Origin of the sequence: Klebsiella sp. RIT-PI-d, assembly GCF_001187865.1 — a bacterium.
Lineage (GTDB): Bacteria > Pseudomonadota > Gammaproteobacteria > Enterobacterales > Enterobacteriaceae > Superficieibacter.
On record NZ_LGIT01000004.1, the window covers coordinates 40,509 to 60,304 of the forward strand.

Annotated in this window: 20 protein-coding genes; 5 read left to right on the forward strand and 15 right to left on the reverse strand. The window is 52.9% G+C overall.

Annotated features, from left to right (window positions below; all coding sequences use genetic code 11):
- Positions 1-23: 23 nt before the first annotated feature.
- From trpS to AC791_RS03550, 12 genes are all read right to left on the reverse strand, one after another.
- Positions 24-1,028 (reverse strand): tryptophan--tRNA ligase, encoded by a 1,005-nt coding sequence (gene trpS / locus AC791_RS03500; protein WP_049839104.1) that lies wholly within the window; start codon positions 1,026-1,028, stop codon positions 24-26.
- A complete protein-coding gene (gph, locus tag AC791_RS03505) occupies positions 1,021-1,785 on the reverse strand; it encodes a phosphoglycolate phosphatase (protein ID WP_049839105.1) in 765 nt (254 codons plus the stop codon). Before gph ends, trpS begins: the two co-directional genes overlap by 8 nt.
- Positions 1,778-2,455, reverse strand: coding sequence for a ribulose-phosphate 3-epimerase (rpe, locus tag AC791_RS03510; protein ID WP_049839106.1), 678 nt, complete (start codon positions 2,453-2,455; stop codon positions 1,778-1,780). Before rpe ends, gph begins: the two co-directional genes overlap by 8 nt.
- 17 nt (positions 2,456-2,472) lie before the next feature.
- The gene (gene dam, locus AC791_RS03515) at positions 2,473-3,318 is read right to left on the reverse strand and encodes an adenine-specific DNA-methyltransferase (protein WP_049839107.1); all 846 of its coding nucleotides are present in this window, start codon (positions 3,316-3,318) and stop codon (positions 2,473-2,475) included.
- 73 nt (positions 3,319-3,391) lie between these two features.
- A complete protein-coding gene (damX, locus tag AC791_RS03520; RefSeq protein ID WP_049839108.1) occupies positions 3,392-4,690 on the reverse strand; it encodes a cell division protein DamX in 1,299 nt (432 codons plus the stop codon).
- Positions 4,691-4,788: 98 nt separating this feature from the next.
- The gene (aroB, locus tag AC791_RS03525) at positions 4,789-5,871 is read right to left on the reverse strand and encodes a 3-dehydroquinate synthase (RefSeq protein WP_049839109.1); all 1,083 of its coding nucleotides are present in this window, start codon (positions 5,869-5,871) and stop codon (positions 4,789-4,791) included.
- A gap of 53 nt (positions 5,872-5,924) precedes the next feature.
- Positions 5,925-6,446, reverse strand: a complete 522-nt coding sequence (gene aroK / locus AC791_RS03530) for a shikimate kinase AroK (RefSeq protein ID WP_049839110.1) — start codon at positions 6,444-6,446, stop codon at positions 5,925-5,927.
- 299 nt (positions 6,447-6,745) lie between these two features.
- Entirely contained in the window at positions 6,746-7,978 is a 1,233-nt protein-coding gene (gene hofQ, locus AC791_RS03535) for a DNA uptake porin HofQ (RefSeq protein WP_049839111.1), read from the reverse strand.
- A complete protein-coding gene (locus tag AC791_RS19525; RefSeq protein ID WP_072094283.1) occupies positions 7,890-8,294 on the reverse strand; it encodes a HofP DNA utilization family protein in 405 nt (134 codons plus the stop codon). The genes hofQ and AC791_RS19525 overlap by 89 nt, the downstream gene beginning before the upstream one ends.
- Entirely contained in the window at positions 8,287-8,754 is a 468-nt protein-coding gene (locus AC791_RS03540; RefSeq protein WP_148677750.1) for a hypothetical protein, read from the reverse strand. The genes AC791_RS19525 and AC791_RS03540 overlap by 8 nt, the downstream gene beginning before the upstream one ends.
- Positions 8,735-9,277 carry a PilN domain-containing protein gene (locus AC791_RS03545; protein WP_049839113.1) on the reverse strand — a complete coding sequence of 181 codons (543 nt, stop codon included), beginning with the start codon at positions 9,275-9,277 and terminating at the stop codon, positions 8,735-8,737. The genes AC791_RS03540 and AC791_RS03545 overlap by 20 nt, the downstream gene beginning before the upstream one ends.
- 2 nt (positions 9,278-9,279) lie before the next feature.
- A complete protein-coding gene (locus tag AC791_RS03550) occupies positions 9,280-10,071 on the reverse strand; it encodes a hypothetical protein (protein ID WP_049839114.1) in 792 nt (263 codons plus the stop codon).
- 119 nt (positions 10,072-10,190) lie between these two features.
- Here AC791_RS03550 and mrcA point away from each other — a divergent pair, with 119 nt between their 5' ends.
- Positions 10,191-12,743, forward strand: a complete 2,553-nt coding sequence (gene mrcA, locus AC791_RS03555) for a peptidoglycan glycosyltransferase/peptidoglycan DD-transpeptidase MrcA (RefSeq protein WP_049839115.1) — start codon at positions 10,191-10,193, stop codon at positions 12,741-12,743.
- 124 nt (positions 12,744-12,867) lie between these two features.
- On the opposite strand, the gene nudE is transcribed toward mrcA, so the two are convergent.
- A complete protein-coding gene (nudE, locus tag AC791_RS03560; RefSeq protein ID WP_049839116.1) occupies positions 12,868-13,428 on the reverse strand; it encodes an ADP compounds hydrolase NudE in 561 nt (186 codons plus the stop codon).
- A 95-nt stretch (positions 13,429-13,523) separates the two neighbouring features.
- Positions 13,524-13,700, reverse strand: a complete 177-nt coding sequence (locus AC791_RS20540) for a hypothetical protein (protein ID WP_158443030.1) — start codon at positions 13,698-13,700, stop codon at positions 13,524-13,526.
- Between the two features lie 32 nt (positions 13,701-13,732).
- On the opposite strand from AC791_RS20540, the gene AC791_RS03565 reads away from it, so the two are divergent.
- The 4 genes from AC791_RS03565 to hslO are packed head-to-tail and all read left to right on the forward strand — an operon-like array spanning position 13,733 to position 17,903.
- Positions 13,733-15,862: an intracellular growth attenuator family protein gene (locus AC791_RS03565; RefSeq protein ID WP_049839117.1), complete on the forward strand. Its 2,130-nt coding sequence runs from the start codon at positions 13,733-13,735 to the stop codon at positions 15,860-15,862.
- Between the two features lie 56 nt (positions 15,863-15,918).
- Positions 15,919-16,602, forward strand: a complete 684-nt coding sequence (gene yrfG / locus AC791_RS03570) for a GMP/IMP nucleotidase (RefSeq protein WP_049839118.1) — start codon at positions 15,919-15,921, stop codon at positions 16,600-16,602.
- Positions 16,599-17,000: a ribosome-associated heat shock protein Hsp15 gene (gene hslR / locus AC791_RS03575; RefSeq protein WP_049839119.1), complete on the forward strand. Its 402-nt coding sequence runs from the start codon at positions 16,599-16,601 to the stop codon at positions 16,998-17,000. Before yrfG ends, hslR begins: the two co-directional genes overlap by 4 nt.
- A gap of 24 nt (positions 17,001-17,024) precedes the next feature.
- Positions 17,025-17,903, forward strand: coding sequence for an Hsp33 family molecular chaperone HslO (gene hslO / locus AC791_RS03580; protein ID WP_049839120.1), 879 nt, complete (start codon positions 17,025-17,027; stop codon positions 17,901-17,903).
- 53 nt (positions 17,904-17,956) lie between these two features.
- On the opposite strand, the gene AC791_RS03585 is transcribed toward hslO, so the two are convergent.
- The gene (locus tag AC791_RS03585) at positions 17,957-19,702 is read right to left on the reverse strand and encodes a DUF4153 domain-containing protein (RefSeq protein WP_072094288.1); all 1,746 of its coding nucleotides are present in this window, start codon (positions 19,700-19,702) and stop codon (positions 17,957-17,959) included.
- Positions 19,703-19,796: the final 94 nt, after the last annotated feature.

A 19,796-nucleotide genomic window follows, 5' to 3' on the forward strand; every position in this document is an offset into this window, starting at 1 on the left:
AAAATACTTACGCTGTATTTATTTCACGGTCTGGCAACAAATCCGATAGCTTCATACACTTTTTTCAGCGTCTCAGATGCGCGTGCGCTGGCTTTCTCCGCACCCTCTTTCATCACTTTCTGCAGGAATGTTTCGTCATTGCGGAAACGATAATAACGCTCCTGCAACCCGATCAGCATACCTGAAACGGCTTCGGCCACTTCGCCCTTAAGATGGCCATACATCTTGCCTTCAAAATGCTGCTCAAGTTCAGCAATACTCTGACCCGTCACGCCAGCCAGAATATCCAGCAGGTTTGATACCCCCGCTTTATTCTGCACGTCATAGCGTACCACCGGCGGCTCTTCGGAATCCGTCACCGCGCGTTTGATTTTCTTCACCACGGATTTCGGATCTTCCAGCAGACCGATAACGTTATTGCGGTTATCGTCCGACTTGGACATTTTCTTCGTCGGATCGAGCAGCGACATTACGCGTGCGCCTGATTTTGGAATAAACGGTTCCGGCACTTTAAAGACATCGCCATATAGCGCGTTAAAACGGGAGGCGATATCACGACTCAGCTCAAGATGCTGCTTCTGATCTTCACCTACCGGCACCTGATTGGTCTGATAAAGTAAAATATCAGCCGCCATCAGCACTGGATAATCAAACAGGCCGGCATTAATGTTTTCAGCATAGCGGGCAGACTTGTCTTTGAACTGCGTCATGCGGCTCAACTCACCAAAATAGGTATAGCAGTTCAGCGCCCAGCCAAGTTGCGCGTGTTCAGAAACATGAGACTGAACAAAAATAGTGCTTTTTTCCGGATCGATACCGCATGCCAGATACAGCGCCAGCGTATCCAGCGTGGCTTTACGCAGCTTTTCAGCATCCTGTCGTGCGGTAATAGCATGGAGGTCAACGATGCAATAGATGCAGTGATAGTCATCCTGCATGTTCACCCATTGACGCAGCGCACCCATGTAATTACCAATAGTCAATTCACCTGAGGGCTGTGCGCCACTAAAGACGATGGGCTTAGTCATGTGTTTTTAATTCCTGGTTTTCACTGTGCAAAAGCCCTAGAGCGGGCAGAAGTTCATTGAAGCGATCAAAAATGACGTCTGGTGAGCTCGACGCAATCGCTTCGCCGTAGTTATAGCCGTAGGTCAGCCCGACAGAGGGACAACCTGCCGCGGCGGCAGCCTGAATGTCATTGCGTGAATCCCCGACAAAAAGCAGAGACTGTGGCGTAATACCCAGTCGGCTGGCGACCAGCAGTAACGGCTCCGGATGCGGCTTTTTATTCTGTACATCGTCACCGCCGATGACGACGGTAAAATAGTGGGCAATCCCCAGCGCGTTCAGCAGCGGCGCAACAAACGGCGTCGGTTTATTAGTCACCAGTGCCAGCGGCAGGCCGTTGGTATGCAGAGCATTTAACGTATCGGCAACATCAGGGAACAGAAAGCTGCCCTCTTCGGCAAATTGCGCATAGTAACGATTAAACAAAGCGCGCAGAACGCTGGCCTGTTCCTCTTGAGGAATGTCGTCATCCTCAACAGATGGTTTGCCCGAGGCGGCACGCTGCGCTGCGCGCTCCTGCCGTGCCCAGGTCAGTGCACGCTCCATCAGCTTGTCGGCGCCATTACCTATCCACGTAATAACCCGCGCTTCACCGGCCTGCGGTAATTCGAGCGCGTACAGGGCGCTGTCGACAGCAGACGTCAGGCCTGGTGCACTGTCTACCAGCGTGCCGTCAAGATCGAATGCTACGCCCTGAATCGCATTTAGCTTATCCATGCTTCACCTGCGCCAGTTCGCGACGCATCTCATCGATAACCTGTTTGTAATCGGGCTGGTTAAAAATCGCCGAGCCGGCAACGAACATGTCTGCGCCTGCCGCCGCAATCTCTGCAATATTGTCGACCTTCACGCCGCCATCCACTTCAAGGCGGATATCCAGGCCTGAGGCATCGATACGGCGACGAACTTCGCGCAATTTGTCCAGCGTCTGAGGAATAAACGATTGACCACCAAAGCCGGGATTCACTGACATCAGCAGGATCACGTCCAGCTTGTCCATCACGTAATCAAGGTAGTTGAGCGACGTCGCCGGATTAAACACCAGCCCTGCTTTACAGCCATGTTCTTTGATCAGTTGCAGAGTACGGTCAACGTGCTCAGACGCTTCTGGATGGAAAGTAATAATGCTGGCACCTGCTGCCGCAAAATCCGGTATCAGACGATCGACTGGTTTTACCATCAGGTGAACGTCAATTGGGGCGCTAATGCCATAATCGCGTAAGGATTTAAGTACCATTGGCCCGATAGTCAGGTTAGGTACATAGTGGTTGTCCATAACATCAAAATGAACAACGTCTGCGCCTGCCGCCAGCGCTTTTTCGGTATCTTCGCCCAGGCGAGCAAAATCTGCTGACAAAATCGAAGGGGCAATTAAGTACTGGCTCATCCGCATCTCCTTGAAGTTTATTTGATATCAGGCAAAACAAGCTCTGGACGATATAACGCCAGCAGTTCGTTCACCTTCTTACGTGTTCCGCCGTTGCTGCTAATACTGCGACGCACTTTAATCACGGTCGTCTTCGTCGCCAGCTTGTACCATTCGCGCGTGAGCGCCGTCTCATGGTTGGAAATTAACACCGGGATTTGACGATTTACCAAACCTTCTGCCAGTACGGCAAGATCGGCCTGCTGTTGCAGACTAAAACTATTGGTATGGTAAGCGGTAAAATTCGCTGTGCCGGAAAGCGGCGCATAGGGAGGATCACAATAGATCACCGGATCATGAATATTATGCGCACGAGCCATGCTGGATTCGAATGTTTCGCACAGGAAAGTCGCGTTCTGAGCTTTTTCAGCAAAATGATATAGCTCGGCCTGTGGAAAATAAGGCTTTTTATAGCGACCAAAGGGAACATTGAACTCACCACGCAGGTTATAGCGGCACAGCCCATTGTATCCGTGACGATTCAGGTACAAAAAAAGCACTGACCGTCGGAACGTATCCTGACACTGGTTAAATTCGTTGCGATACTGATAATAACTCTCTGCCACATTATTCTCCGGGGAGAACATGTCTCGCGAGGCCGCCACATATTCGTCGGCCCGCGTCTTCACCGTATTATAGAGATCTATCAGGTCGCTATTGATATCCGAAAGGATATAACGTGAAAAGTCGGTGTTTAAAAACACCGACCCTGCACCCACAAAGGGTTCAATCAGGCATTCGCCGTGCGGCAAATGCTTTTTGATATCTTCGAGCAGGGAGAACTTCCCCCCTGCCCATTTCAGAAAAGCGCGATTCTTTTTCATGCTGGCTGATTACATTTTCTCCGGCTGTGGAGAACGCTCCGACAGCATACTGCGCTTTGTCTATGCCCAACCATTACTTCAGATCGGCCTGAACCTGATGCAGCGGTTTTGCCCACGGGTTTTTCGCTTGTACATCAGCGGGCAGTGCAGTTACCGCGCGTTTAGCGTCTTCTTTCGATGCGTAAACGCCACTTACCAGGACATACCACGGTTGCCCGTTACGGCTGGTCTGATATACCACGTAGCTTTTCAGATTTTCTTTCTTCGCCCAACCGTTCAGGTTGTCGTAGCTAGAAGAACTGCTAAGTTGCAGGGTGTAGTGGTTAGACGGTGCAGACTTCAGCGAACCTACATTGCCGGTTGATTTCACGCCTGCCGTAGCGGCAGGTGCGGTCGCGGCAGGTGCTGGCGTTGCGGCTGGCTTAGACGCTGCTACTGGCGCAGAAGTGGCCGGCGCGGTAGCTGCTGGCGTTGTGGTCTCCGGTGCTGTTCGGGTCGCTGTCGCTTTCGGTTCAGCCGTCGGCGCTTTCACCGGAGCCGTTGCTTCTGTACGCTTCGGCTGAGAAACAGTTTTCGGCTCGGTGACCGTTTGTCTGGCCGTTTGCTGCGGTTTGCTTTGCGGTTTAGGCTCAATGACAACCTGTTTACGCTCTGGGCGCGTAGTGGTGTTACGATGCTCCGTTGATTCGCCAGTAGTGGCCTGACGTGGGGCATTACCATTACGTACAGCAGCAACCGTAGCCGGTGCAGTCGGCAGCGTTGAGTTCACTGCGCTATCGACCTGGCCCTGCTGCTGAGTCAGAGCATTATTCAAATCACCCTGCACTTCAACACGCTGTTGATTATCCGGCGTCGCCGGAGCCTGACCTTCCGTTGGCGTGGAGGAGATCGGCGGTAAAGAAACGTCCTGTGGGGCCGTGTTCGCCGTCTGATCTGATGCCGGCTGAGTAGCGGTATCCTGATTGCCAGAAAGCGCGATATTCTTCTCTTCCGTTGAAGAGGATTCATTCTTTGACGGTGATTTCAGCGCTGAACCAATTCCTGCAATCAGCAGTAATAGCACAACAATACCGACACCCATCATAATATACTGACGGGAGGCAGGTTTACTTGCTGGCGCTTTTTTACGCTTGCGCGGGCGGCGCTCTACTACCGGCTCTTCGTCATCGAAAGCCTCATCGTCCGCTGCATATTCTTCGTCTTCACGCGCCCGACGCGTTGCACGCGTTGAACGAGGTTCATCAGCATCAAGCTCCACATCGTCAAAATTGATCTGCTGTTCATTATCACGATCGGAAGACTGCCGGGAACGACCAGTACGACGATCGCTGGGATCGGGTTTCAGCTCGTCTTCTGGTTTGAATTCATCCATTTACCACCCCACTAAAAGGCTTATGCCTGTTACAATTGCACATCGCCCGATGTTAAAACGCCACGCAAAACGTGGCAGACACTTCTTATTTATTACACTTACTCACAATCAGCAATAGCACTCAGCACAACATCATGTGATACGCCACCACGAACTTCACTTTTACCTATCGCCAGCGGCAATATTAGACGCATTTCGCCCGCCAGCACTTTTTTGTCGCGCAGCATGTGCGGCAAATAAGCTTCAGCAGACATTTCCCGCGGCCCGTGGATCGGCAAACCTGCCCGTTCCAGCAGGGTAATAATACGTTGCGTATCCCGCGCGTCGAATTGCCCCAGACGCTCGGACGTTCTTGCGGCCATCACCATACCCGCAGATACCGCCTCACCATGCAGCCAGTTACCGTAACCCATCTCGGCTTCGATAGCATGACCAAATGTGTGTCCAAGATTGAGTAGCGCACGCAGTCCCGTCTCACGCTCATCAGCCGCAACGACCTCTGCTTTGATTTCGCAGCAGCGACGAATGCAGTAAGCCATAGCCTTTTCATCAAGCGTCAGCAGCGCATCAATATTCTTTTCCAGCCAGCAGAAAAATTCGCCATCAAGAATGATGCCGTACTTGATGACCTCGGCCAGACCGGAAGATAGCTCACGCTCAGGTAACGTTTTCAGACAGTCGAGATCGACAACCACCGATGCCGGCTGCCAGAAAGCGCCAATCATATTTTTGCCGAGCGGATGATTGACTGCCGTTTTGCCGCCTACGGAGGAGTCAACTTGCGACAGTAACGTGGTGGGAACCTGAATAAAACGCACGCCCCGCTGATAGCTGGCGGCAGCAAAACCGGTAAGATCGCCTACAACACCGCCGCCAAGGGCAACCAGCGTCGTATCGCGACCGTGCGGTTTTTGCAGTAGCGCAGTAAAGACCGTATCCATTACCGCCAGGCTTTTATACTGCTCGCCATCGGGAAGGATTACGTTATCGACGTTAACACCCGCCTGCTGGAGGGACGAACTCACTTTGTCCAACCATAGCGGAGCCAGCGTTTCATTGGTGACCAGCATCACCTGATCGCCTGATTTGAGCGGCAAAAAGGAAGCTGGATCGTTAAACAAACCAGCCGCGATGGTAATCGGGTAACTACGTTCCCCGAGGGTAACAGTAAGCCTCTCCATAACGCGACGTCTACCTTAGTTGCTTATACTCGCTGGCCTGTATTAAGCCAGAATCAATTGCTTTCCAGCATATGAATAATCTGGTTTGCAACCACTTTAGCACTCTGATCGTCAGTGCGAATGGTTACATCAGCAATTTCTTCGTACAGTGGATTACGTTCATTCGCCAGTGCTTCCAGTACTTCACGCGGCGGCGTTTCTACCTGCAACAGGGGACGTTTTTTGTCTCGCTGTGTACGGGCAAGCTGCTTTTCGATAGTGGTTTCGAGATACACCACCACACCGCGAGCGGAGAGACGATTACGCGTTTCACGTGATTTCACCGAGCCGCCGCCTGTTGCCAGTACGATGCCCTGCTTTTCAGTCAGTTCATTGATGACTTTTTCTTCGCGATCGCGGAAACCTTCTTCACCTTCAACATCGAAGACCCAACCTACATCAGCGCCAGTACGTTTCTCGATTTCGTGGTCTGAATCGTAAAATTCCATATTAAGCTGTTGAGCTAACTGACGCCCAATAGTGCTTTTGCCGGCACCCATAGGCCCAACCAGAAAGATATTGCGTTTCTCTGCCATTTTTTCGGTACTACTAAGACTATTCGTTAATGATAAACCTGCTTTGCAGACTTCCAGCGGTGCAGGAAATGAACTGAAACCTCTTTATGCGATAGAGCGAGAGTCAGACTAAAAATTATCTCAATACTCTGACGGGTTTGGCAACTGAATAAATCACCTTGTCGAGGTAATCATACTTCTACTTACGCCGCGAGACAGACTCTCAAATCGGTACTCCTTGTATGCTAAATCCTCTCTCACGTCAAACGCCTGACGCTCATTTAACACAAAAGCGCCATCACAAAAAATCGTGTTCAGGCTCACAGAACCAGACGTGGAGTGATAAATACTACCAGTTCCCGACGTTCATTGTCTTTTCCATTATGACGAAAAAGTTGCCCGACCCAGGGAAGCTCGCCAAGTAGCGGGACACTATCCTGAGCCGATTTATTTTTTTGTGAGAAAATGCCACCTAATGCCAGGGTTTCTCCACTTTTCACTTCAACCTGCGTTTCAATTTCTTGTTTATCGATGGTCAGCACTTCGCCATCGGCCTGTTGCAGCACCTGACCTGGCATATCCTGGCTGATATGTAGCTTAAGACGGATTCGATCCTGCTGTAATACGGTTGGCGTCACTTCCATGCCCAAAACAGCTTCCTTAAATTCCACCGACGTCGCGCCGCTCTCTCCGCTGGAAACCTGATAAGGAATTTCACTCCCCTGCTTAATACTGGCAGGCTGCAGATGTGAGGCCAGTAACCGCGGGCTGGCGATAATATCCAGCTGCTGCTTTTGCTCCAGGGCTGACAGCTCCAGTTCCAGCAGCCTGCCGTTGATGCGTCCGATGTTAAAACCAGCGCGTGATGTGGCCGAACTGACGGATAAATCCGTGCCAAGACCGGTTATTTTGCCTGCGCCTGGCGCGCTGGCCGCCTCTGCCAGGGTCCATTTCACCCCCAGCTCACGCAGGCTTTTTTCGGTGATTGTCACGATATGCGCAGCCAGCTCCACCTGCGCTACCGGCAAGTCCATTTCCGCGGCCCACTGTTTTAGCGCCTCAAGGTTAGCGGCACTGTCGCGAAGCAGCAGCCGGTTCATGCGCTTATCGACAGTCATTATGCCGCGTGCACTGAGAAGCTTTGCGCCGGCTTTAGCCAGTTCTTCTGCATCAGCATACCGCAACACGATACTGTGTCCGATGAGCGGCAGATTTTGTTGCTGCTTAAGATGAATCGCTTCCTGCTGCGTCAGACGCGCGGCCTGCCATGCCTGCGAATGCACGTGCATTACTCTGCCCTCCGGCTGTGAAACCAGCCCGGCGCTATTGAGTACGGTCTGTAATGCCTGTTTCCAGGGCACGTTGACCAGCCGCAGCGACAGCGTTCCGGTAACGTCGGGGGCAATCACCAGATTTTGCTGCTCCAGATCGGCCAGCGTTTGCAGGACCTGTGCCACCGGAACGTCATCCACCACCAGCGTGACCGGCTGCGGCTTTTGTGCCCACGCCAGCGGCACTATTATGAGGAGTAAAATGCCGAGCCCTGCTTTCATGTTGTTCTCCTTGTCGTGACCATGACCAGCGAGCGGGATCGCATCCTGCCCCGGTTTCAATAACTAATTCCTGCGGGGTTAACTGAACTACCTGCCAGCCTGTGGGTAAATAACTGCCGGTTTGCACCCGGAGCCACACGCCCTGAGGATTGCGCAGCAGGCCTGTTCGTCCGGATGCTCGTTCAATGACGCCCTGATAACGCCACTGTGCGAGCTGTGCAGTCTGGCAACGATCTTCCGGCGGCAGAAAAGGATCGCGCATCGCCATGATCATCGGCAGCACGATGAGCAATAAGGCCCGGCGTTTATTACTCATCGTTTTTTTCCAGTTGCAGCGTAAAACGTAACCGTTCGCCAGATGGCTCCAGGGAGAATGCGGTGACCATCATGTCCTGCTGCGCCAGCGTGGCAAAAATGTCAGGCACCGGCTGCCAGTCGCTCTCCAGCACCAGCGTTCCTCCTTTTGCTGCTGGTTGCCAGTCGATCAGTCGGGTCGCCGCCGTCTGAAAATCCAGCGGCGAGAATAATGATGCCGGCGCATTGCCATCGTTCGGCAGTTCATGGGGAACTTTCAGCGGCAACACAGTACGCCAGCGTGTAACAAGTTGCTGACGCTGAAGGTGACTTTGCGCCTGCTGGATGGTCAGGGATTGCCGGAGCGGATGCAGCCAGAATGCCCATGACAGCACAGCCATCATGAAGGTAAAAAGGAGCCAGCACAGGACCCTGAGTGCAGGTGAAAGCGCACACCAGCGCTCAGGGCTGGGGAGCATCATCAGTCTCCTCCCAAATCAGCGGGTAGCTGAATTGCCAGCGGCCTTGTTCGTCGCGGCCCACGTTTCCGGGCAGTCCAGGGCGAAAGCCGGGCATGGTGTGCAGGAGCGCATTCACCGCTTTCAGGGCTGTGAATGTGTAGGCGCGTCCGGTCAGGGTCAGCGTTTTATGCTGAAGATTTAGCCGGGTAAGCCATGCCTGCGGCGGGAGACGCTGCGCAATTGCAGATAATGTCTGCTGCCAGCGCAGGGTCGTTGCGCGTCGTTTTTGTCGGATCTGACGCTGCGCCTGCGCTACCTGAAATGCTTTCCACTGTGCTTCTCGTTGTAACAGCGCTTTATCCAGTGCAGCGTCTCCCTGCTGCCAGCGCTGCGCAGTAACGCTGGTGATAGTAAGCTGCATCCGCAAGCAGAACACGACAGCGGCAATGCTCAGCGCGGCACCCGCGCAACAAAGCGTCCAGAAGCGCAGGCATCGCTGACGACGATGTTGCCGCCAGGGCAGAAAATTGACGGCGCCAGCCATGATTATCGCTCCCCTAGCGCCAGGCCCAGCGCCACGGCAAACGCGTCACTACACGCCGGTAGCGGTGGCTGCTGGAAACTCAACGTACACCATGGATCCAGATGCGGTGTAGCGATAGCTTGCGCAGTACACTGCACCACCTGCTCAGAGGAATAAGAAAGCGTGCTGGCAAGCTGTGATGCAGAGGGCGCGTCAGCGGTGCTACACGATCCCCAGGCGCTACGCGTAGCCCATAACCACCGTTCTCCATGGTACCAGGCAAGGCACTGTTCTTCGGCACTGAGCCACGGCAGGAAACCTTGCAGCGCACTCGCATCTGGCGTAATGGCCGACAGGTGTAAACGCAACATTTTCGCCAGCCGGGAGAGAAGGTTGACGTCGTGATGCCGGGCGGCAGTCACGCAATAAAGATTTTCATGCGCGTGTTCAAGATAATCAAAACAAAGCGTTTCAGGCTCCATATCCAGTGATTGCGCCATCGAATGGGTGATCCATTCGACCTGCTCACTCTCCCGCAGGCGAAGCGCCGGGCGAGAAAGCGTTTTTTGCAGCGTTTTTGAGGCAGGAAATGCGATGCGCACGCAGTGCTGTATTGGCAGTTCTCGCCGCCATTCGCGCAATGCATCAGCCAGCGCATCAAGGTGGATAATTTGCCCCTGTTGAACAATGCCGGAAACCAGCGGGATCTGCCACCAGCGGCGTAGAGACCAGCGGGAGCGAACATGCTCAAGCGCGATGATAACCACCTGATCCTGTTGAATATGCAAACCTGTTTGCCAAAGCCGAAATGCCATAAAAAGCGATCTCCTTATCTGCCGCCAATTGACGGCTATATCAATGCACCTGGCTTGCCTTTATACTACCGCGCGGTTGTTTATAAACTGCCCAGACCAAACTAAATGGGAAATCTCCGGTGAAGTTCGTAAAGTATTTATTCATCCTTGCAGTTTTTTGCATTCTGCTGGGAGCAGGCTCGATTTATGGCCTTTATAAATTTGTTGAGCCACAGTTGCCTGACGTTGCCACACTCAAAGATGTGCGCCTGCAAATTCCAATGCAGATCTATAGCGCTGATGGTGAACTGATGGCGCAATACGGAGAAAAACGCCGTATTCCGGTGACGCTCGACGACGTTCCGCCAGAAATGGTGAAGGCTTTTATCGCAACGGAAGACAGCCGTTTCTATGAGCATCACGGCGTCGATCCGGTAGGTATTTTCCGTGCGACCAGCGTGGCGCTGTTTTCAGGTCATGCCACTCAGGGTGCCAGTACGATTACTCAGCAATTAGCGCGTAACTTCTTCCTGAGTCCGGAACGCACATTGATGCGTAAAATTAAGGAAGTCTTTCTCGCCATCCGTATTGAACAGATGATGAGTAAAGATGAGATCCTCGAGCTTTATCTGAACAAGATTTATCTCGGTTATCGTGCGTATGGTGTCGGCTCCGCAGCGCAAGTGTACTTCGGTAAATCGGTGGATCAACTGACCTTAAGTGAAATGGCTACTATTGCTGGTCTGCCTAAAGCACCGTCAACCTTTAACCCACTTTATTCACTCGATCGTGCGACATCGCGCCGTAATGTGGTGTTATCGCGCATGTTGAGCGAAGGCTATATTACGCAAGAGCAGTACGATCAGGCGCGTAATGAATCGATTGATGCGAATTATCATGCCCCGGAAATTGCCTTTTCTGCACCTTATCTGACCGAGTTAGTCCGTCAGGATATGGTTGGCCGTTACGGTGAGAAAGCGTATGAAGACGGTTATCGCGTTTACACTACGATTAGCCGTAAAAACCAGCAGGCGGCGCAGGACGCCGTGCGCAATAACGTGATGGATTACGATATGCGTCATGGCTATCGTGGCCCGGCAAACGTGCTGTGGAAAAGCGGTGAAGCGCCGTGGGATACGCAAAAGATCGTCGATTCACTGAGAGCACTGCCGAACTATGGTCCGCTCGCTCCGGCGGCGATCGTCTCAGCATCACCTCAGGAAGCGACTGCGCTCCTTGGTAATGGAACCGCCGTTTCATTGCATCTTGATGGTGTTCGCTGGGCCCGCCCGTGGATCTCAGACACGCAGCAGGGTCGTACGCCAGGTAAAGTGACTGATGTAGTACAGGCTGGTCAGCAGGTGTGGGTACGTCAGGTGAACGATACCTGGTGGCTGGCGCAGGTGCCGGATGTTAACTCGGCGCTGGTGTCTATTAATCCGCAGGATGGCGCGATCCTTGCGCTGGTGGGCGGTTTTGATTTCAATCAGAGCAAATTTAACCGTGCGACCCAGGCGCTTCGTCAGGTAGGGTCGAACATTAAGCCGTTCCTCTACACCGCAGCAATGGATAAAGGCCTGACGCTGGCCAGTATTCTGAATGACGTGCCAATCTCGCGCTGGGATGCCGGTGCCGGTTCAGACTGGCGGCCTAAAAACTCACCGGCGCAATATGCCGGGCCTATTCGCCTGCGTCAGGGACTCGGGCAGTCGAAAAACGTGGTGATGGTGCGGGCGATGCGGGCGATGGGCGTCGATTATGCCGCCGAGTACCTGCAGCGTTTCGGCTTCCCGGCACAGAACATCGTGCATACGGAATCGCTGGCGCTTGGCTCCGCATCTTTTACGCCAATGCAGGTTGCGCGTGGCTACGCGGTAATGGCAAACGGCGGTTTTCTTGTCGATCCCTATTTCATTACCAAAATTGAAAATGACCAGGGTGGCATCGTTTTTACAGCGAATCCAAAAGTCGCCTGTGCTAACTGCGATATTCCGGTTATTTACGGCGAAACACAGAAGTCTGGCGTGCTGGAAAACAAGGATGTCGAAGACGTCGCCATGTCTCAGGAGCAAAAAAATCTGGCCGTGCCCATGCCGCAGCTGGAGCAGGCAAACCAGGATCTGGTCGCCCGCACCGGCAGTCAGCAATATGCGCCGCATGTGATCAACACGCCGCTGGCATTTTTGATTAAGAGCGCGCTGAACACTAACATTTTCGGTGAACCCGGCTGGCAAGGAACGGGCTGGCGTGCGGGGCGGGATCTACAGCGCCACGATATCGGCGGTAAAACCGGCACCACCAATAGCTCGAAGGACGCCTGGTTCTCCGGCTACGGTCCGGGCGCGGTGACGTCCGTGTGGATTGGCTTCGACGATCATCGTCGGGATCTGGGCCGTACCACGGCTTCCGGGGCGATTAAAGATCAGGTGTCAGGTTATGAGGGCGGGGCCAAAAGTGCTCAGCCTGCGTGGGATGCCTTTATGAAGTCGATCCTCGCGGGCGTACCGGAAGATCCGCTCACGCCGCCACCGGGCATAGTAACCGTGAATATCGATCGCAGTAGCGGGCAACTGGCTAACGGTGGCAACAGCCGTGCGGAGTATTTTATTGAAGGTACTCAGCCGACACAGCAGGCGGTGCATGAAGTGGGTACGACCATTATTGATAACGGTGAGACGCACGAGCTGTTTTAATGAATACCTGCCTGATGAAAGTCAGGCAGGGTTATCCGCCAGTCCCGACGTTAACGCTGACGGATGGCGCTTCGCTTATCTGACGTTGAAACGCTAAATGTCAAAGTACGGTGAAGGTCGGGCGCTACAGCCGGCCTTGCCCTTTCAGCCACTCACGAACTAAAAATAGCGCGCTCACATTGCGTGCTTCATTAAAATCCGGCTCTTCAAGCAGGTCCATCAAATGGGCCAGCGGCCAACGAACCTGTGGCAGAGGCTCAGGCTCGTCGCCTTCCAGTGACTCAGGGTAGAGATCTTCTGCAACCAGGATATTCATCCTGCTGGAAAAATAGGAGGGAGCCATGCTGAGTTTCTTCAGGAAGGTCAGGTTATTCGCCCCGAACCCTACCTCTTCTTTCAATTCACGATTACCCGCTTCAAAAACCGTTTCACCAGGATCGATCAGCCCTTTCGAAAACCCCAATTCGTAGGATTCGGTGCCCACCGCATATTCGTAGATCAGGATCAGATGCTCGTCCACGATGGGCACAATCATTACCGCCTCACGCGTGGAGGGACGCATCCTCTCATAGACGCGTTTTACGCCGTTACTGAATTCCAGATCGACGCTTTCGACGTTAAAAAGACGCGAACGGGCGACCGTTTCAATATTAAGGATGGCAGGTTTTTGTAATGGTTTACTCATGTGGCCGGATCTTTGCTGTGATGACAGAGGTTATTGTGCGACATGCCGCACGGTTTCGGCAATCCAAATTGCTGTTTCTTTACATTTTCGCAACCTCATGATGCTTCACCTGGTTTACCCACAAAAGTCAAGAGGTTGAATTGCAATTGAGAATTAACTGATACACGCTGTAAAATCACTTTGTTACCATCGCGCGTTGCATAATAGCGGGTTAATTCTTGCACGCTGCGTCGGATCTGCTGAGCGGCGACCCACTCACGTAAATTATTCATAAGACCTGTAAGAAAAGTAAGATAGGAAAAGCATGAGCACCTTTTTAATTTTTTTTGCTGCTGTGCTGGCCTGCGTGCTGCTTGCAGGATGGTTTTTCAGACATAAATTTCATCGCCATCATCTGCCCTGGCTACATAATTTCGCCAGTGCGACGACGCGTAAGCTGACAGCGGACGAGCAGAGTGCCGTAGAAAATTATCTGGATCGCCTCAGCCGTATCCAGCAATTACCAGTATCCGGTGCCAGTGCACCGCCCGTCTCGTTGAATCTCAGTGCGCAAAGCCATACTGTAATGGCCCTGACGCGCTCAATTACGCGCTACGGGATTTCCGCAGACGATCCGAATAAATGGCGCTATTTTCTCGACTCCGTTGAAGTCCATTTGCCTCCGTTCTGGGAGCAATATATTAATGATGAGAATAGCGTTGAGCTGATTTATACCAGCTCATTACCGTTAGTGATTTCGCTTAATGGTCATACGTTGAGTGAGTATATTCAGGAGGCGCACGGCCACATTTCGGAACGTATCCCCTCTTCAGGAACGTCGATTCGCGGAGAGGAGAGCGAGCAGATTGAACTGCTGAATATTCGCCAGCAGACACGTGAAGAATATGCCCTGACTCGTCCAAACCGGTTGCGCGAAGCATTTTTGATTATCGCCTCGTTTTTCTTTATGTATTTTGCTTTGATTGCGCCAGACGTTTTTTTACCCTGGCTCGTCGGTGGGGCGATTCTACTGCTGGTCGCGGGCATCTGGGGACTGGTTGCACCGCCGATGAAAAGCATGCGGCGTGAGATTCACTGTCTGCGCGGTACGCCCAAGCGCTGGGGTTTGTTTGGCGAAAATAATCTCGAGCAGATCAATAATATTTCGCTAGGCATTATCGATCTGATTTATCCGCGCCACTGGCAACCGTGGATCACGCAGGATTTAGGTCAACAAACCAATATTGATATCTATCTTGACCGCCACGTTGTGCGTCAGGGGCGGTTTTTATCGCTACATGATGAAGTTAAATATTATCCGCTTCAGCACTGGTTACGCAGCACGGTTATCGCCTCGGGTGCGCTTCTGGTGGTTATCATGTTGTACGCGACTGTGCCATTAGAGATGCCGTTTAAATTTACCGTTTCCTGGCTTAAGGGCGCACAAACCATTGAGGCCACCAGCGTTAAACAGCTGGAGGAACAACGTGTTCGTACCGGAGATACGTTACGAATTCAGGGTAACGGCATGTGTAATATCCATCCGGGCGGCAACTGGTCTCCCCGCTCAAGCTCGCCGTTTATGCCATTTGATTGCTCACAAATTGTCTGGAACGACGCGCCGCCGCTGCCATTGCCGGAATCGGAAACCGTCAACAATGCCACAGCCCTGATGCAGGCTATTAATCAGCAGTTGCATCCTGGCCCGGAAGAAGTCACGCGCGTTAGCCCGGCGCTACGTTCGGCAATTCAAAAGTCAGGAATGGTTTTGCTGGATGATTTTTCAGATATTGTATTGAAAACAAAACAGCTTTGCGCCTCTGCGGATGAGTGTGTAAGGCTTAAAAATGCGCTGGTTAATCTTGGCAATACCAAAGACTGGGATACGCTAACCAAACGCGCCAGCGCAGGCAGGCTGGACGGGATTAATGTTCTGCTGCGTCCGGTCAGCGCAGAATCACTGGAAAATATGGTGAAAACCACCGCTGCGCCGTTTGTGACGCGCGAAACCTCACGGGCGGCTCAGGCGCTTAACAGCCCGGCGCCCGGCGGTTTTCTCATCTCCAGCGACGAAGGCAGTGATTTGGTTAATCAGCCCTATCCACCGATTGCGCTTTATGATTATCCGGCCCATGAGCAATGGGGAGAGTTCCAGCGGCTGGCAGAAATGTTGATGCATACGCCGTTTACGGCGGAAGGTATTGTCACAAAACTGTTTACCGATGCCAACGGAACGCAGCACATCAGTTTGCACCGCATGCCCGATCGGGCAGAACTGTGGCGTTATATGGCGACCACGCTACTGATGCTGGCGATGATAATATGCGCGCTTTACAACGGTGCGCTGGCCCTTCGCCGTTATCAGCGCAACCGTACCCGGCTGGCGCAGATCCACAAGTATTACGATAGCTGCTTAAATCCGGTATTAATCCCGTCCCCGGATAAGCGCTCCTGACTCTGAATAGCGGCAGTTGTGGTACGCTGTCGCCTTTCTTTGCGCTGGAGAGTGTTATGCATCTTGATATCTGCTGGCAGGACGTCGACACGGTCCTGCTCGATATGGACGGTACCCTGCTCGACCTCGCGTTCGACAACTATTTCTGGCAAACACTGGTCCCTGAAACCTGGGGTGCTGCGCGCGGCGTAAGTGCACAGGAGGCACAAGCGCTCATGCGCCAGGAATACAGCGCCGTGCAGCATACGCTAAACTGGTATTGTCTGGATTACTGGAGCGAACGGCTGGGGCTGGATATCTGCGCCATGACTACGGCACAAGGATCGCGCGCGCTATTACGCGAGGACACAATCCCTTTTCTTGATGAGCTTAAAGCCTACGGCAAGCAGCGTATTTTGTTGACCAACGCGCATCCGCATAATCTGGCGGTGAAGCTCGAACACACAGGTCTTGGCGCGCACCTTGATTTATTACTTTCTACCCATACATTTGGTTATCCCAAAGAGGATCAGCGGCTCTGGCAGGCGGTAGCGCAAAAAACGGAGCTTGATCCGGCGAGAACGCTCTTTATTGATGACAGCGAGCCTATTCTGGATGCCGCCGCCCGCTTTGGGATCCGCTACTGCCTTGGCGTCACCAATCCGGATTCCGGCCTGGCGGACAAGCACTATTTGCGTCATCCGTCGCTGAATGACTATCGGCGGTTGATCCCCTCACTCACCGTGAAGGAATTGCCATGAAAGAAGCACCCTCTGACAGCGTCAGACTGGATAAATGGCTATGGGCGGCCCGATTTTACAAAACGCGTGCGCTGGCGCGCGAAATGGTTGAAGGCGGCAAAGTGCATTATAACGGTCAGCGCAGCAAACCGAGTAAAATCGTAGAGCTCAATGCCACCCTGACGCTGCGTCAGGGTAACGATGAGCGAACGGTTGTTATAACTGCTATTACCGCCCAGCGCCGTCCGGCGACAGAAGCCAGCGCGCTTTATGAAGAGACAGCGGAAAGCGTTATAAAGCGCGAGAAAATTACGCTGGCACGTAAGATGAACGCCCTGACCATGCCGCACCCCGACAGGCGACCGGATAAAAAAGAACGCCGCGACCTGATGAGATTTAAACACGGCGAAAACGAATAACGTTCGCCCGCAAGAGAGACCACTATGACTCAACACGATCAGCTTCACCGTTACCTGTTTGAAAACTATGCCGTCCGCGGCGAAATGGTAACCGTGTCGGAAAGCCTGCAAGAGATCCTTGCCAACCATAGCTATCCGCTGCCGGTGAAAACTATCCTTGCCGAACTGCTGGTTGCGACCAGCCTGCTGACGGCAACGCTGAAATTTGATGGTGATATTACCGTGCAGCTTCAGGGCGATGGCCCCATGAATCTGGCCGTGATTAACGGTAATAACCACCAGCAGTTACGTGGCGTGGCGCGTATTCAGGGAGAGATCCCGGAAGGTGCCGACATGAAAACGCTGATTGGTAATGGCTATCTGGTCATCACCATCACGCCAGAAGAGGGTGAGCGTTATCAGGGCGTTGTCGGGCTTGAAGGCGATACGCTGGCAGCCTGCCTGGAAGATTATTTTATGCGTTCCGAACAGCTGCCGACACGTCTGTTTATTCGTACTGGTGAAGTGGACGGTAGACCGGCGGCAGGTGGCATGCTGTTACAGGTTCTCCCGGCTCAGGAGACGCAGGTTAATGACTTCGAGCATCTGGCGACGCTGACCGAAACCATTAAAGCCGACGAACTCTTTACCTTACCTGCAACCGAGGTATTGTGGCGTCTTTATCATGAAGAAGAAGTCACCCTGTTCGATCCGCAGAACGTCGAGTTCAAGTGCACGTGCTCGCGTGAACGCTGTGCTGGCGCACTGAAAACCCTGCCGGATGAAGAGCTGGACAGCATTCTGGCGGAAGACGGTGAGATTGACATGAACTGCGATTACTGCGGCAGTCACTATGTTTTTGACGCGATGGATATTGCTGCCATCCGCAATAACGCCTCTCCGGGCGATCCGCAGGTTCATTAAGCTTTACGCTACTCAGGCAAGGGGCATTGCTGCCCCTTGCCGCCTTCTAATGCCTACTCATCCGAATAGTAATCAATTTTAATACGCTTGCCGTTAACACTCAGATCCTGCCAGACCTTAGGCACCATTTTCACCTGCCCCTGTTCCAGCGCGGTGAGTAAAGTGGCTTTGTCGATTGACGGCGGAAAATTCCAGACGCTGGCGTTCGAGCTCCACTTGTTTTCCCGGCGCGTGAAAACGATGATCCGTTTCTCATCAAGATTGAAATAAATCCATTCCGCGTTTCCGTCCTGATTTAAATCTTGCGCCAGCAGCCAGCAATTTTTCTGCGCGCTCAGACAAGCAGAAGCCTCTTGACTCCGAATAAGGATCTGCTCCCAGAGCGCGTTGTCAGGTTTAATATCCGTGGAGGCGAGTTGAATATTGCGCTGTAAAAATGCACGGTCAATAACCTCGTCAGACGAGGGTTGCTCTTTACCCAGTAAGGTGTTCAACGTGCGCACGCGCTCGCTGTCGCTGGTAAAGTTGGCATCCTGTTGCAAAGCCCGTAGTGCAGCATGGCCGCGCCGCCCGGCTTCATCCAGCATGGATAGACTGAGATCCTGCGTGGTGGTCTGGCCGCTATGATAGCGCGCCATCTGGCTATTAACGCTGATACGATAGCGGTCGAGTACCGGTGAATGTATCAGGATCAATATCACCAGCATAAATAACGCCACGCACTGATTAAAACGTCCCTGAACAGGCAGCGGATTTTGCCAGCGGCGGATAAGATTAAAAGCATAGCCGCAGGCCCAGACCAGCGAAATCACGGTAATTAGCGCGCCGTACACACGTTCCGGCGTCCAGCCATACTGGGCAATACGTACCCACATCGCCCAGCCAGCCAGCAGCGCCAGCAGGGGTGAAAGAATAAGCGCTACGCGTACCAGATAGCGCAGCCCCTGCGGATACGGCAGTTCGCGTTTCTCCGGTGCCCAGACTACGGCCACCAGCACCAGCAGCATCCAGATAAGACAGTTTAAGAGGCCGGCTGCGGAAATACGCGTGGAAATAGTCTCAAGGCCGACAAAGGGCAGCGTCACCATAAACAGCAGCACAATCAGCGCCACCAGCGGTAGCAGTCCGCGTGCAATCTGCGCCAGCAGACTTTGCACCGCCTGAATCAGACGTGATTCACTTCGCGCCAGGATAAGCACTAAGGCACAGATCAGCCCGGTTGACAGGTAAAAAAACCATTTTGTCTCTAAGAACAACCAGGAAAAGAAGCCAATATTCAGCAGCTCAAATAATTCTGCCCACAGGCAAAGTACGGTCCATACCAGGCTGAGGGTCAGGAAAATGAGCAGGAGCGACAGCCCGTTCTGCCAGAGGCACTGATAGAAAAAGGCATAGCCTGCGCGAAAATGCCCCGTTTGCAGACGCGCCTGCAGCCAGGGCAGCATTAACATCACCATAACCAGCAAGAGCAACGCATAGACGATAAGCGCGCCCTGCAATCGCCAGCTATCAATCCCTCTAAAGTTCCAGCTCACCCACCAGCCCATCGCGCAGACCACGATCAGCACCAGAGCCAGCCCGACCCACAGCGCAGGCTGACGAAAACGTTCGATCGCAAACAGTAACGTTATTGAGATCGCAACGCTACTCATCACGCCATAGACCATATAGTTATTGATGGCGGGCAGCGCGTGGGCCGTAATGATCTCTAATAAAATATAGCAAAGCAGCCCCTGTAGCAGACCTGCGGCAATCATGCCCCATCGGGTAGCGGGCGAAAGTGAATGAACTCTGTCCATAGCGGTATCCGAATTAGCTGACATACAAGGATGACGTCTCATCACCCAAAGAGACTGATTATAGATAAGAGCAAAACAGCAAAGAGCCATATGT